The sequence below is a fragment of the Streptomyces sp. NBC_00466 genome (genome assembly GCF_041433995.1).
GTDB lineage: Bacteria > Actinomycetota > Actinomycetes > Streptomycetales > Streptomycetaceae > Streptomyces.
This window is the reverse complement of record NZ_CP107896.1, coordinates 4,640,830-4,654,210: the sequence shown is the minus strand read 5'-3', so window position 1 is coordinate 4,654,210 and position 13,381 is coordinate 4,640,830. Positions and strand designations below refer to the sequence as shown.

The following is a 13,381-nucleotide window of genomic DNA, read 5'->3' as shown; positions in this document are numbered from 1 at the left end:
GCCGGAATCCCGCAGGAGGAGTCATGACCAACGGCCTGCCCATGTCCGTACCGGCGGACGGGCTCCCGCCCCGGGTCCGTATCCACGAGGTCGGCGCCCGCGACGGGCTGCAGAACGAGAAGACGGTCGTACCGACCGAGGTGAAGGCGGAGTTCATCCACCGCCTGGCCGACGCGGGCCTGACGACCATCGAGGCGACCAGCTTCGTGCACCCCAAGTGGGTGCCCCAACTGGCCGACGCCGAGCAGCTGTTCCCGCAGCTCGCGGACATCCCGGGGGTGGACCTGCCGGTCCTGGTGCCGAACAGCCGCGGTCTCGACCGCGCCCTGGAGCTCGGGGCCCGCCGGATCGCGGTCTTCGGCAGCGTGACGGAGTCGTTCGCCAAGGCCAATCTGAACCGCACCGTGGACGAGTCGCTCGCCATGTTCACGCCGGTCGTCGCGGCGGCCCGCGCGGCGGGACTGCAGGTGCGCGGCTATCTCTCGATGTGCTTCGGCGACCCCTGGGAGGGGCCGGTCCCGGTCGCCCAGGTGGTCGCGGTCGCCCGGCGCCTGCTGGACCTCGGCTGTGACGAGCTGAGCCTCGGCGACACCATCGGGGTGGCGACGCCCGGCCACGTACAGGCCCTGCTCACCGGCCTCAACGAGGCGGGCGTCGGCACGGATGCGCTCGGCGTCCACTTCCACGACACCTACGGCCAGGCGCTCTCCAACACCCTGGCCGCCCTCCAGCACGGCGTGACCACGGTGGACGCGTCGGCGGGCGGGCTCGGCGGCTGCCCGTACGCGAAGTCCGCCACCGGCAATCTCGCCACCGAAGACCTCGTCTGGATGCTCGAAGGACTCGGCATCGAGACCGGCGTCGACCTCGGCCGCCTCACCGCCACCAGCGTGTGGATGGCCGGACAACTGGGCCGACCCAGCCCGTCCCGCACCGTACGTGCCCTCTCCCACCAGGAGCAGTAACGATGGACCACCGTCTGAGCACCGAACTCGAAGAACTCCGCCGCACGGTCGAGGCGTTCGCGCACGATGTGGTCGCCCCGAAGATCGGCGACTTCTACGAGCGGCACGAGTTCCCGTACGAGATCATCCGCGAGATGGGCCGGATGGGCCTGTTCGGGCTGCCCTTCCCGGAGGAGTACGGCGGGATGGGCGGCGACTACTTCGCCCTGGGCATCGCCCTGGAGGAGCTGGCCCGCGTCGACTCATCGGTGGCGATCACCCTGGAGGCAGGCGTCTCGCTGGGCGCGATGCCGGTCTTCCGCTTCGGCACCGAGGAGCAGAAGCGCGAGTGGCTGCCCCGGATGTGCTCGGGCGAGATCCTGGGCGCGTTCGGCCTGACCGAGCCGGAGTGCGGTTCGGACGCGGGCGGCACCCGCACCACGGCGGTGCGCGACGGTGACGACTGGGTGATCAACGGCTCCAAGTGCTTCATCACCAACTCCGGTACGGACATCACGGGCCTGGTCACGGTCACCGCGGTCACCGGCCGCAAGCCGGACGGCCGCCCGCACATCTCCGCGATCATCGTCCCGTCGGGTACCCCCGGCTTCACCGTGGCCGCCCCGTACTCCAAGGTCGGCTGGAACGCGTCGGACACCCGTGAGCTGTCGTTCTCGGACGTCCGGGTCCCCGCGGCGAACCTGCTCGGCGAGGAGGGCCGCGGTTACGCCCAGTTCCTGCGCATCCTCGACGAGGGCCGGGTGGCGATCTCCGCCCTGGCGACGGGGCTGGCGCAGGGCTGTGTGGACGAGTCCCTGGCGTACGCGAAGCAGCGCCACGCGTTCGGCCGCCCGATCGGCGACAACCAGGCCATCCAGTTCAAGATCGCGGACATGGAGATGAAGGCCCACACGGCGCGCATCTCGTGGCGGGACGCGGCGTCACGGCTGGTGAGCGGTGACCCGTTCAAGAAGGAGGCCGCGCTGGCGAAGCTGTACTCCTCGACGGTGGCGGTGGACAACGCCCGCGAGGCGACACAGATCCACGGCGGGTACGGCTTCATGAACGAGTACCCGGTGGCCCGGATGTGGCGCGACTCCAAGATCCTGGAGATCGGCGAGGGCACCAGCGAGGTCCAGCGGATGCTGATCGCACGGGAGTTGGGGCTGCCTACGGGGTGAGGCCGGTGAAGCGAGGTGCGCGCTTCTCGATGAACGCCCGGATTCCCTCCTGCCCGTCGGCGGAGTCGAAGAGCCTGCCCAGCGCGGACTGTTCGGCCGAGAGAGCCGCGCTCAGCTCCTGCTCCACCCCGCCGTCGACGATCCGCTTGGCTTCGCGGACCGCGAGAGGAGCGCTGGCGGCGAGGGAAGCGGCGAACTCGACGGCACGGGACTGCAAGGCTTCCGGCTCGGTGATCCCGGTCAGCAGACCGTGCCGGAAGGCTTCGTCGGGGCGCATGGGGCGGCCGGTCATCACGAGCTCCTTGGTGAGGCGTTTCCCGGCCGCCCGCGCCAGCCGCTGGGTGCCTCCGCCTCCCGGTATCAGGCCCAGAGTGACCTCCGGCAGGGCGAATCGGGCCAGCGCTGAAGCGATGATGAAGTCGCAGCAGAGCGCCACCTCGAACCCGCCGCCGAACGCGTAACCGTTCACGGCGGCGATGGTCGGCTGCGGCAGCCCTTCGAGGGCGTCGAACACCTCGCGCGACGTCCGCTGGTACGCCATGAAGGCTTCGGTACTCACCTCGAAGTACTCGCCCACATCAGCGCCCGCGATGAACCCGCGGCCGGTCCCGGTGAGGACGACGGAACGGATTCCCACGTCCTGCCGGATCCGGGCGACCTGTTCGCCGAGCGCCACGACGAGTCCGCCGGACAGCGCGCCCAGCTTGTCCTCCCTGTCGATCCGCAGCACGCGCACCGCGCCGTAACCGGAACCGCAATCGGCTCCGGCGACCGTGTGATCCTGGACTGCGAGATTCGGGTGCGGGTACTCAACCGGCCCCGCCGTCACCGCGGGTGGCTCCTGCCGAGCGCTCATCGGGCGTCACCGACCAGGTCCGCCAGGCTCGCGTCGTCGAGCACCTCACCGAAGACAGCGGCGGTGTGCTCACCGATCCTTGGCGGCGCGAGGCGCTGGCGCCACGGCGTACCGCTGAGCGAGACCGGGCAGCCGACGAGCTCGATCGGGGTGCCCGCCGGGCCGTTGACGGTCACCAGCAACTCCGAGCCCTGTGCGCGCAGTTCATCCACCGCTTCCTTGGTGCTGCGCACCCGTGCCGCCCAGACCCCGGCCGGGAGCAGCGCGTCGAGCCAGTGCTGAACGGTGTCCGTCCGGGTGACCGCCTCCAGCGCGTCCTTGGCCCCGTCGCGCTCGGTCCAGGCGTCGAAATCGGCGATACCCGGGACTCCGACGGCCGATGCGACCGTTTCGAGGGGTGCCATCGCGATGGCCATCCAGCCGTCGACTGCCTCGTAGATTCCGAACGGCGCGGACAACCACGACTGCCCGATGCCGGAGCCCGAACGCTCGTACTCGGCACCCTGGTTCACGAACGTCGAGATCTCCTGGCACTGCATCGCGATGGCCGTGGAGTACAGATCGACCTCCACCCGCTGGCCGATGCCATGGGTGCTGCGGGCGATGATGGCGGCCATGATGCCGTTGGCGAGGGTGAGCGCGGTGGCGTGATCGACGATGGCCGTACCGGCCGGAGTCGGCGGATCGGTGCGGCGTCCCGTCGACGCGGCAAGGCCCGACATCGACTGGATGAGCAGATCCTGTCCTGGCCTGCCCTCCCTGGCGAAGCCGGTGTCCTGGCCCCAGCCGGAGCCCGAGCAGTAGATGATGTCGTCCTTGACCGCCTTGAAGTCCGCGTAGCCGAGGCCGAGCCGGTCCATCACGCCGGGGCGGAAGTTCTCGACGACCACATCACAGGTCGCGGCGAGCTTCAGCAACGCGTCCTTGGCCCGGGGGTCCTTGAGGTCGAGGGCCACGGAACGCTTGTTGCGGTTCATCGCCAGGAACGCCGCCGACTCCCCGTCGACGTACTCGCCCATCATGGCGAGGTCCCGCTCCCATTCCCCTTCCGGCCGCTCGACCTTGATGACGTCGGCGCCGAGGTCGGCCAGGAGCTGGGTGGCGAAGGGGCCGAGCATCATCTGCGTGAAGTCGAGAACGCGAATGGCGTCGAGCGCTTGCATGTCTCAGTGTTCCTCTCGGTCGGACAGCAGGTGTCGCAATGTCCTGCGGTCGGTCTTTCCGGCGGCGTTGCGCGGGATTTCCGGGACCCGGTGCACCGCTACGGGCTTCTTGTAGCTCGCGATGGCCGCTGCGCAGGCGCGGGTGATGGCCGCGAGGATCGCCTCGCCGGGGGCGTCGGGGGCGTCGGGGGCGTCAGCGCTGTCTGTGGCCCGGTCGGCGTCGAGTACCACCGCGGCGGTGACGCCCTCCCCCCACACCGGGTGGGGCATCCCCACCACCGCGACGTCACGGATCCCGGCGACCCCGGCGATCACTCGCTCGACCTCGGCGGGGTGGACATTGAACCCCCCGGTCACGATCAGGTCGCTGGAGCGGCCGTTGAGGTGCACATAGCCGTCCGCGTCGAGGTGCGCCAGATCGCCGGTCCTGAACCAGCCGTCGGACAGCACCGCGGCGGTCAGCTCCGGCCTGTTCCAGTAGCCGGTCATCACCGTGTCGCTCCGGACCACGATCTCCCCGTCGACGAGGCGCAGTTCGACCCCCGCGGAGACCCGGCCCGCGGAGGCCAGTCGTCCGGCGGCTCCCGAAGCGTGGTCGGCCGGCGACAGCACCGTGAGCGGCGCCAGTGCTTCGGCCAGCCCGTAGAACTGGCTGAGCGCACCGGGAAAGAGCCTCTCGGCCAGCGCGAGCGAGTCGGCGCCGATGGGCGAGCCGCCGTACGGAACGGCCCGGACGCCGCGCAGCGGGCCGGCCGGTCCGACGGCAGCCCGTGCCAGTCGTTCGAGCATGATCGGCGCGAGTGGCAGGACCGTCACTCCGTACCGCTCGACGGCCTCAAGGACCGCACGGGGTTCGAACTGGGGCATCGTCACCGTGGCCGCACCGCTCACCGCGCAGTCGAGGCCGATCGATCCGCCGAAGTGACTCATCGGGGCCACCGCCAGGACGACGTCGCCGGGTCCGGTCGGCGGCAGCTCACGAAGCGCCCGGCGGGTCTGCGCCACCCAGGTCCCGTGCGTCACGACGGCGCCTTTGGGCCGGCCCGTCGTCCCCGAGCTGTACATCAGCATCGCGATGTCGGAGGGGGCGGGTGCGGGCCATGGTGCGCCGGTACGAGGAGCTGTGGGCGGCGACGGTACGAGAGCCGGCGTTACGGAAGCCGACGGGGGCGAGGTCGCCAGCGAGCCCGGAGTGAGCGTCGCGGACGGGCGACCGTGATGCGGGGCTTCGTCCGCGCACCCGATCACGGCCGCTGCGGACCCCACAGCGGTGAGCGCCGCATGGATCTCCCCCACCGCCCCGGGGGAACAACACACCGCGCGAGCACCGCAGTCGAGCGCGATATCGGCGATCTCCCGTGGGTGCAGACGCGGGGAGAGCGCGACCCGGACGAGCCCGGACCCGAGCACGGCGCGGTCGAGGATCCGGAGGATCACACTGTTCGGCAGGGCGAGCACCACCCGGTCGCCGAAGGCGGCGCCACGCTCGACCAGCTGGGCGACGGCGGCCCCGGCGAGCCGGGCGACCTCCGAGAACGTCAGCCAGTCGCACGGGCGGTCCGGTCCGGTCCCGGCCGACCGCAGTGCCCGGCGGTCGCCGTGGGCGGCTTCGGCCAGGGCGAACTGCTCGCCGATGGTGGCCGCATGACTGCCCGCCATCTCGCGGATGTCGACTTCAGTCCTGGACATGCTCGCGCCACAGCTTTCCGAGCTCGGTCACGATCTCGCGCCGCTCCACACCGTTCAGCACTCCACGGTGCAGCGCGCCCGCTGCCGCCCGCTGGTAGGCGGGGTAACCGGGCAGCCGGGGGCGCAGGAAGGACCGGTCCATGGTGGCGAGGGTGTCGCGGTAGAAGTTCGTGACCTGGGCGTTGACATCTCCGTCCGCCCAGACGGACCGGCGGCCCGCCTGCCCTCCCGCAGCATGGGAAAGTCCACCCTGCACCTTCGCCGACGTCGCGAAACGGACAAAGGCGGCGGCCTCACGGCCGGACTCCGCACGCGCCGAGACGGCGAGACCGACCCCGCCCGTCAGGGTGCCGACGGGGTCGTCACCCACGCGTGGGGCGTCGCTGAACGCCACGAGTTCGCCGCGCTCACCGGGCCGGGCGTAGGTGAGGTAGCCGAACACCAGCGGGGTGTAGACGGCCGGATCGCCGGACCGGGCCAGGCGTTCGAGAACGGTGATCGGATCGCTCCGCAGCGACTCGGGGGCACACAGCGGAAGCAGCCGGAGCGCCCTGTCGACGGCTTCGTCCAGCACCGCGGGCTCGATGCCGCCGTCGCCCCACCAGTCCGGGCGCCCGTCCCCACCTCGGCGCCAGCCGTCACGAGGGCCGATTGCCGTGTTGGAGACGGCCTCGCACAGCGACAGGACCGTGCCCCACAGATGGGTCGGATTCGCGGCCAGCAGCACGGACTCCCGTCCCCGGCTCCGTGCGAACGCGGCCACGGCGTCCCATCGGCCCGGTATCTCCACCGGGTCGACCGCGCCCACGCGATGGGCGCTGACCATGCAGGCGGCATCCACCGCACCGCCCCATTGACGGCCCTCCCAGTGGTAGCTGGCGTGGCTCGCACCGGCGGAGTCATCGGCCCGTTCGGCCAACTCGGCGGGGAGCAGGACCGTATCGAGAGGCATCAGGGCACCTGCGGCCACCGCGTCGCCGATGAACGGGTGGTCGAGTGCCACCAGGTCGTACTTCGCGGCCAGCTCGACCACCGGTGTGTCCTCGAACTCGCGGAGCGGGCGCGCGGTCCAGTCGATCGCGACCCCCGTCAGCCGTTCGAACTCATCGCTGCCGGCCCGGAGGGCGTCAATGCCTCGTGGGTGGTCCCAGGTCATGCCTCGAAGCCGGGTCGTGCTGCGCATCAAGGGCTCCTCGTCCGGCGCGGCGGATAGTTGGTAAAACGCATTACCAACGTAGCTCTTTCCACCGGTACGAGCAAAGGGTGAACGTCGAACCCGTACGGGACGCAGGCCGGGGCCGACGGATTCCGGACATGGCGGGGCACGGGTCAGAGCCGGACGGGGCTGCCGCGCACGAGGAGGAAGCGGGTCAGGAACCCCCGGCGCCGCTCAGAAACCCCCGGCGCAGCTCAGGAACTCACTGCGCAGTTCAGAAACCCGCAGGCGCATCCATGGGGCGAACTCCCAGTCGGGGAAAGGGCGTTGGTCAGCCCGCTGCGGGCGGGGCGGTGGAGGCACGGATCACCATGACGGGCGCCGGGTCCTCGATGCTCTCGTGCTGGGCCGGTTCGTTCTGCAGCTGCTTGAGGAGAAGCGTGACCGCTCTGGCGCCGAGCTCGAACAGCGGCAGCCGGACCACAGTGAGCCGGGGCTGGAGGAAATTCGCGACGAAGACGTCATGGAGGCCGACCAGCGAGACGTCGTCCGGTACGGAGACGCCCAGGTCGTTGGCGGCGCTGAGAGCGCCGACCGCGGAGAGCACGTTGGCGGCGAACACCGCGGTCGGCGGCTTCCGCGCGGAGAGCAGGTCGGTCATACCGCGGTAACCCTGTTCGGCGGTGTGGCCGCCGGGGAAGACACCGGCGCGCGGTGCGTCGAGCCCGGCGGCGGTGAGAGCGTCGGCCCAGCCCTTGCGCCTGCGGAGCGCACGGCTCTGGGGGCCGTCGACCTGGAGCAGTCCGATCCGCCGGTGACCGAGGCCGATCAGGTGCGAGACGGCCATGTGCGCCGCCGTGTAGTCGTCGACGGCCACACTGCCGATGGCCCCCCGGGTGCGGTCGTTGAGCAGTACGGTCGGCACCTGCCCGGAGGCGATCTTCGACACCAGTGCGTCGGACGCGGTACCGGCCCGCTGGAGGAGCAGCCCGTCGATCGCACCGCTGGAGACGACGCGCTTGAACATCACGTCGTCCGTGGCGAGAGCGTCCACGTCCGACAGCATGAGGGCGTAACCGGCCTTCGTCGCCTCGGCCTGGGCGCCCGCGATGATCTCGCTGTAGACGGGGTTGCTCGCGTCGTGCACCGCCAGGCCGATCACACCGACCTTGGCCTTGCGCAGCGCCCTGGCGGCGTAGTTCGGCGTGTATTCCAGTTCGGCCGCAGCTTCTCTGACCCGGCGCTTGGTCTCGTCCCGTACGCGGAGAGTCTCGTCACCGTTCAGCAGTCGGGACACAACGCCGACCGATACGCCGGCCCGCTTCGCTACGTCGACCAGAGTGGCCATTGCGTGTGTTCCTCCCCGGGGCTGACACACACATTAGCTTGATCGCGGCCTCGGCCTTCCGGCGCAGGTCGGCAGGCCGGTCCCGGTGGGTGACCAGGACCGGCCGGCTCACACCCGGGCGCCGGCTCCGGCGGCCGGCGCCGCGTCGGGGAGACGCGCGCGATGGCGCAGATGCACGGAGATCCCGAGGAGTCCGGCGACCGCCAGCACCTCCAGGCCGATCAGATAGAACGCCGGGGACAGCAGGTTGCCGCTCGACGAGACGAGGGCGGTGACGATGTACGGAGCGAACCCGCCGAACGCCGCGTTGGCGACGGAGTAGACGATCGACAGATAGGAGTTGCGCACGTTGTCGGGGGCCAGTTCGGACAGCAGCGCTGGCGTCGGCCCCGCCGTGAGCCCGAGGAAGCCCGCGAAGAGGACGACCGCGACGCCGATACCGAGGGCCCCTCCGTGGATGAGGAGCTGGTAGCAGGGGACGGCGACCACGGCCAGACCGATCGCGCCGCCCGTCATCACCTTCCACCGCGCGACCCGGTCGGAGAGCCACCCGCCGAGGACGATGAATCCGGCGTACACGGTCAGCCCGCAGAGCGAGGCGGTGAGCCCATCGGACAGTTTCCTGTCGAGAACGCCGTCGAAGAAGGCCGGGAGGTACTGAAGCGTGACGTATCCCCCGGCCGTCCAGGACACGATCGCGCCCGTTCCCGCGATGATCATGCGCCAGTGGTCGCGGAAGACTTCCTTCACCGGGCTGTCAGCGACCTGCCCCTGCTCCTGCATGGCCGTGAAGGAGGGCGTCTCGTCGATGTGCCGGCGGATGTACCAGCCGCCGACGCCGAGAGGAAGGCCGAGCAGGAACGGTATGCGCCAGCCCTGCGTGTGGAGGAACTCATCGCTCATCCACGCCGTGAGGAGCGTACCGAGGCCCGCCGAGACAGCGAGCGCGACGGCGATGCTCGCCGCCTGGGCGGATCCGAAGATGCCGCGCTTCCGCGCGGGCGCGTGCTCGAACAGCAACGACGCGGCTCCGCCGAACTCACCGCCGGCCGAGAGCCCTTGGGCGAGACGCAGCACGGTGAGGGCGATCGGCGCGAGGACTCCGACCGAGGCGTACGACGGCAGCAGTCCGATCAGCGTCGTGGCACCGGCCATGGCGAGGATGACGAAGGACAACACCCATCGCCGCCCCCTCTTGTCGCCGAGGTGACCGAAGATGACCGCACCGACCGGGCGCAGCACGAACGCCGCACCGAAGATGGCCAGCGTCGCGAGCAGACCGTTCAGCCCTCCCGAGTCGGGGAAGAACACCTTGGCGAGAACGGGCGAGAAGTACCCGTAGATGGCGAAGTCGTACCACTCGACGAAGTTCCCGGCTGCAGCGGCCACGACGATCTTGGCCTTGCCGGGCCCCTTCGCCTCCACGGGATCCACCGTCTCCGCTGTCTCCGCTGGGTCTGCTGTGTCCACTGGGTCTCCTTTGGCAGTCACAGTCGGACAGGTGGCTGAACCGCACAGGCACGCACCTGCTGTCACTCGACGCCGAACCAGTGAGCGACCTGGTATGACGTTTTAACGACTTGGTATGACGTTTTACCAGCCAAGTTAAGGGCCAGGCGATACGGCGTCAAGCAATGTGGTGACCGCCGGCGGTCACGCGATCCGGTCGCCCCGTACGCCGAACACCGTCTCCAGCTGCTCCCGGCCCGCGTCGGTGAGGCGGACGACGCGGCGGTACTTTCCGTGGCGGAGCCAGTCCAGGGCGAACAGCTGGTCGGTGATCGCGGCACCGAGCGCTCCGGCCAGGTGGTGGCGCTGTTCGGACCAGTCGACGCAGTAGCGGACCGTGGCGCGCCGACGCGGCAGGGCCTCCACGTCAACGCCGATGGTGCCGAGTTCCTGGCGGCCCCGGGGTGTGAGCAGATAGGTGACGTCCGTGGAACCGTCGCCGCGCCGTGTCTCCTCGGCGGCGAGGATGTCCTGCTCCCGCAAGGCGTCCATCAGGGCGACACCGAGGCGTCCGGCCAGGTGGTCGTAGCAGAGCCGGGCGCGCAGCAGAGCCTTCGCCCGGGTGTCCGCACTGAGGGACTTCGGGGGCAACGGACGGGCGATACGGGCGAGTTGTTCGAGTGCGCGGGCGACGTCGGTGGTCGCGAGCCGGTAGTAGCGGTGGCGCCCGTCCAGCTCGACGGTCAGGAGCCTGGCCTCGGTGAGCTTGGCCAGATGGCGGCTGATGGTGGAATTGCTGACTCCGGCCTCGGCCGCCAGCGCACTGGCCGGCAGCGCGCCGCCGCTCGCGAGGGCCATCAGCACCTTGGCCCGGGAGGGGTCGCCGATCGCTGCCGCAACATGGGCCACATCTGTTTCGGTCCGGGCCTTCGTCATGTCTCTCAGGGTATGTCGAGTACGTTTCGCCCGCCGGCGTAATGATCCGGCACCACACTGGCGGTATGGCGACAAGCGATCAGCTGACGGAGGAGCCGAAGCGCGGGACCCGGCGATCGGTGCTGCCCCTCGTGGCCATCTGCCTCGGCTACTTCATGGTCATCCTGGATGTCACGGTGGTCTCCGTGGCCGTACCGGTCATCGGCACCGCCCTGCACACCTCGGTGACCGGGCTCCAGTGGGTGGTGGACGGCTACAGCGTGGTGTTCGCCGGGCTGCTGCTGTTCTGCGGCGGACTGGGTGACAAGCGCGGCGGCAAGCCGGTGTTCCTGGCCGGGCTGGTGGTGTTCACGCTCGCCTCCGCGGGCTGCGGCGCCGCTCCCACCGCTTCGGGCCTCATCCTCGCGCGGCTGGTCCAGGGCGTCGGAGCGGCGCTGATGGTCCCGGCTTCGCTGGCGCTGCTGAAGTCCGCCTATCCGGACAAGGCCGCACGCGCACGCGCTTTCGGCGTCTGGGCCGCGGTCTCGGGTCTCGCCGCCGGGGCGGGGCCTGTTGTCGGGGGTGTTCTCGTCGCCGGGTTCGGCTGGCGGTCCGTGTTCCTCGTCAACATCGCCGTCGGGGCGGTCGCGCTGGCCCTGACCACGCGGTACGTACCGTCCACGCACCCGCGTACCGCCCGGCCCGGACTTGATGTGCCGGCGCAAGCCGCGCTGGCCGTGGGGCTGACCTGCCTCACCGGCGGGCTCATCGAGGCGGGGGCGCTGCACTGGACGCACCCCGTCGTCCTCGGCGCCTTCGCGGCGTCCCTCACCGGCGGCCTGGCTTTCGTCCTGCTGGAGCGGCGCTCCGCCGCGCCGATGCTGCCGCTCTCGCTCTTCCGTAACAGGGACTTCACCGCGTCGGTGGTCATCGGTGTGCAGCTCAACATCGGTTTCTACGGGCTGCTGTTCCTCGCCCCGCTGTACTTCCAGCGGGTGCACCACTACAGCGCCCTGCGCACCGGGTTCGCACTGCTGCCGCTGGTGGGGGTCGTCGCCCTCTCCTCCGCGGTGGCCGGACGGATCACGGCGCGCACCGGGCCGCGCCTGCCCATGGCGGCGGGCCTGACGGTGGGGGCCGCGGGCCTGGCCGGCTGGCTCGTCGCCGGTCCGCAGACGTCGTACCTGGCGCTGGTCGTCCCGATGGCCGCCGCGGGATTCGGCACCGCGTTCACCATGCCGGCCTCCACGGCGGCGGTGATGGAGGCCGTGCCCGACAGCCGCGGTGGGGCTGCGGCTGCCGCCTTCAACGCGGCGCGCCAGATCGGCAGCGCCATCGGCGTCGCGGTCTTCGGCACGCTGGTCGCGGGAGACTTCCTGGGCGGCCTGCACATGGCGGTGTCGGTGGGGGCGGCGGGCTTCCTCACGGCTGCGGTGGTCGCGGCCCTTTTCGTACGGGGGTCGTCTGGCGACGACCGGGACACGCAGACTTGAGGTCAGCGCTTCAACTGGCCGCGCTGGAGGGCTGATACGAACGAGGACCATGCGGGCTGCTCAAGGACCAGCGCCGGGCCATCCGGGTTCTTACTGTCCCGGACGGGGACGACGCCGGCGAATCCGGGGGCCACCTCTACGCAGTTGCCGCCGTTGTTGTCGCTGTAGCTGCTCTTGACCCACGTCGCTACGCTGAGATCGTGCCTGTTCATGCTGCCCGTACCCTTCCATCGCCTCGCTGATCAGAGCGGCGGATTCGTGAGATGACGGGGCATCCGCCCTGAGCACATCATAGGTGCGGCTGTGGTGTGCGAAGACGGTTGGATCGTCGCCGAAATGGCCACGATCCAAAGACTCCGAATAGACCCACTGGTGGCCATCGGGCAAGGCGATCAGCGACAAGGGCCGCGTGGGTCGCACGAGCCCGACAAGGTCGGCCGGGGCGACCTGAATGCGAATATTGGGCCGCCAGGCAACGTCCAACAGGTGCGCACACTGGTCACGCATGACACTTGCACTCCCTACAACGTTACGCAGGCAACTCTCGTCCAGCACAGCAACGTACAAAGGGCCGTCCGGGGCAAGGAAGCGCTGTTGCCGACTCAGCCGCGCCCTGACGCGCTCCTCCACTTCTTCGCCGCTCGCCACACGACCGAACAGTGCCCGCGCGTAGTCCTCGGTCTGCAACAGGCCTGGCATCACCTGGGTTTGGTACTCGCGTAAGGCGATGGCTACGGCATCCATGTCAGCCCGGCGCTGGAACCAGTCCGGATGCTCGACCTCCGCGTACCAGTCGATGCGTTCCCACATGCGTGACAACACCCCACCCGTATTGAGCTGTTGGTCGCACTTCTTCGCGAAATCCTGCTGCGGCACCCGGGTACCGGCCTCCACGCGCGCCACATGCGAACGGTCACAGGGAATCCTGCGCGCCAGCCCTTCCTGCGTGAGTCCCGCCGCCTCCCGGAAGTGCTTCAGCACCTCGCCGAACACGGCCGCCGTGGTCGCAGCCGTACCCCCCGCCGCGTTCCGTCGATTCACGCCGTCCCCCTCCGCGCTTCGTGACAGTTCCCCAGTGGCACGCGATCAGCATTGCGCCCGACCACTCCAGCGGGCAACGCTCTCCCTACGCACAGTAGTTGGCGAACCGGGTCTCGCGGGCGCAAACGCATAAACCAGCACAAATA

12 protein-coding genes are annotated in these 13,381 nt (G+C 70.1%); 3 read left to right on the top strand and 9 right to left on the bottom strand.

From position 1 onward, the window contains the following. Positions 1 to 23: 23 nt before the first annotated feature. Positions 24 to 965: a hydroxymethylglutaryl-CoA lyase gene (locus OG210_RS20930; RefSeq protein WP_328326728.1), complete on the top strand. Its 942-nt coding sequence runs from the start codon at positions 24 to 26 to the stop codon at positions 963 to 965. A 2-nt stretch (positions 966 to 967) separates the two neighbouring features. Then, positions 968 to 2,125: an acyl-CoA dehydrogenase family protein gene (locus OG210_RS20925; protein ID WP_328326730.1), complete on the top strand. Its 1,158-nt coding sequence runs from the start codon at positions 968 to 970 to the stop codon at positions 2,123 to 2,125. Here OG210_RS20925 and OG210_RS20920 read toward each other — a convergent pair. The 7 genes from OG210_RS20920 to OG210_RS20890 form a co-directional block, all read right to left on the bottom strand. Next, on the bottom strand, positions 2,115 to 2,981 hold the full coding sequence (locus tag OG210_RS20920; RefSeq protein ID WP_328326732.1) for an enoyl-CoA hydratase/isomerase family protein: 867 nt from the start codon (positions 2,979 to 2,981) through the stop codon (positions 2,115 to 2,117). The genes OG210_RS20925 and OG210_RS20920 overlap by 11 nt on opposite strands. Beyond that, positions 2,978 to 4,144, bottom strand: a complete 1,167-nt coding sequence (locus OG210_RS20915; RefSeq protein ID WP_371538207.1) for a CaiB/BaiF CoA transferase family protein — start codon at positions 4,142 to 4,144, stop codon at positions 2,978 to 2,980. Before OG210_RS20915 ends, OG210_RS20920 begins: the two co-directional genes overlap by 4 nt. A 3-nt stretch (positions 4,145 to 4,147) precedes the next feature. Continuing rightward, entirely contained in the window at positions 4,148 to 5,833 is a 1,686-nt protein-coding gene (locus OG210_RS20910; protein ID WP_371538204.1) for a class I adenylate-forming enzyme family protein, read from the bottom strand. Next, the gene (locus OG210_RS20905) at positions 5,820 to 7,016 is read right to left on the bottom strand and encodes a hypothetical protein (protein WP_371538201.1); all 1,197 of its coding nucleotides are present in this window, start codon (positions 7,014 to 7,016) and stop codon (positions 5,820 to 5,822) included. Before OG210_RS20905 ends, OG210_RS20910 begins: the two co-directional genes overlap by 14 nt. A gap of 304 nt (positions 7,017 to 7,320) precedes the next feature. Further along, positions 7,321 to 8,337, bottom strand: coding sequence for a LacI family DNA-binding transcriptional regulator (locus tag OG210_RS20900; RefSeq protein ID WP_371538199.1), 1,017 nt, complete (start codon positions 8,335 to 8,337; stop codon positions 7,321 to 7,323). A 108-nt stretch (positions 8,338 to 8,445) separates the two neighbouring features. Continuing rightward, on the bottom strand, positions 8,446 to 9,807 hold the full coding sequence (locus tag OG210_RS20895) for an MFS transporter (protein ID WP_328326743.1): 1,362 nt from the start codon (positions 9,805 to 9,807) through the stop codon (positions 8,446 to 8,448). Positions 9,808 to 9,990: 183 nt separating this feature from the next. Beyond that, positions 9,991 to 10,722, bottom strand: a complete 732-nt coding sequence (locus OG210_RS20890) for a metalloregulator ArsR/SmtB family transcription factor (RefSeq protein ID WP_328326745.1) — start codon at positions 10,720 to 10,722, stop codon at positions 9,991 to 9,993. Positions 10,723 to 10,787: 65 nt separating this feature from the next. On the opposite strand from OG210_RS20890, the gene OG210_RS20885 reads away from it, so the two are divergent. After that, a complete protein-coding gene (locus tag OG210_RS20885) occupies positions 10,788 to 12,194 on the top strand; it encodes an MFS transporter (protein WP_371538196.1) in 1,407 nt (468 codons plus the stop codon). A gap of 2 nt (positions 12,195 to 12,196) precedes the next feature. On the opposite strand, the gene OG210_RS20880 is transcribed toward OG210_RS20885, so the two are convergent. Beyond that, positions 12,197 to 12,328 carry a DUF397 domain-containing protein gene (locus OG210_RS20880; RefSeq protein ID WP_328326749.1) on the bottom strand — a complete coding sequence of 44 codons (132 nt, stop codon included), beginning with the start codon at positions 12,326 to 12,328 and terminating at the stop codon, positions 12,197 to 12,199. After that, positions 12,285 to 13,235, bottom strand: coding sequence for a Scr1 family TA system antitoxin-like transcriptional regulator (locus OG210_RS20875; RefSeq protein ID WP_371538193.1), 951 nt, complete (start codon positions 13,233 to 13,235; stop codon positions 12,285 to 12,287). The genes OG210_RS20880 and OG210_RS20875 overlap by 44 nt, the downstream gene beginning before the upstream one ends. Between the last annotated feature and the right edge of the window lie 146 nt (positions 13,236 to 13,381).

Coding starts and splice junctions, on each gene's coding strand:
- OG210_RS20900 (WP_371538199.1), bottom strand. CDS start 8,337: ATGGCCACTCTGGTCGACGTAGCGAAGCGGGCCGGCGTATCGGTCGGC.
- OG210_RS20915 (WP_371538207.1), bottom strand. CDS start 4,144: ATGCAAGCGCTCGACGCCATTCGCGTTCTCGACTTCACGCAGATGATG.
- OG210_RS20890 (WP_328326745.1), bottom strand. CDS start 10,722: ATGACGAAGGCCCGGACCGAAACAGATGTGGCCCATGTTGCGGCAGCG.
- OG210_RS20930 (WP_328326728.1), top strand. CDS start 24: ATGACCAACGGCCTGCCCATGTCCGTACCGGCGGACGGGCTCCCGCCC.
- OG210_RS20905 (WP_371538201.1), bottom strand. CDS start 7,016: ATGCGCAGCACGACCCGGCTTCGAGGCATGACCTGGGACCACCCACGA.
- OG210_RS20910 (WP_371538204.1), bottom strand. CDS start 5,833: ATGTCCAGGACTGAAGTCGACATCCGCGAGATGGCGGGCAGTCATGCG.
- OG210_RS20885 (WP_371538196.1), top strand. CDS start 10,788: ATGGCGACAAGCGATCAGCTGACGGAGGAGCCGAAGCGCGGGACCCGG.
- OG210_RS20920 (WP_328326732.1), bottom strand. CDS start 2,981: ATGAGCGCTCGGCAGGAGCCACCCGCGGTGACGGCGGGGCCGGTTGAG.
- OG210_RS20925 (WP_328326730.1), top strand. CDS start 968: ATGGACCACCGTCTGAGCACCGAACTCGAAGAACTCCGCCGCACGGTC.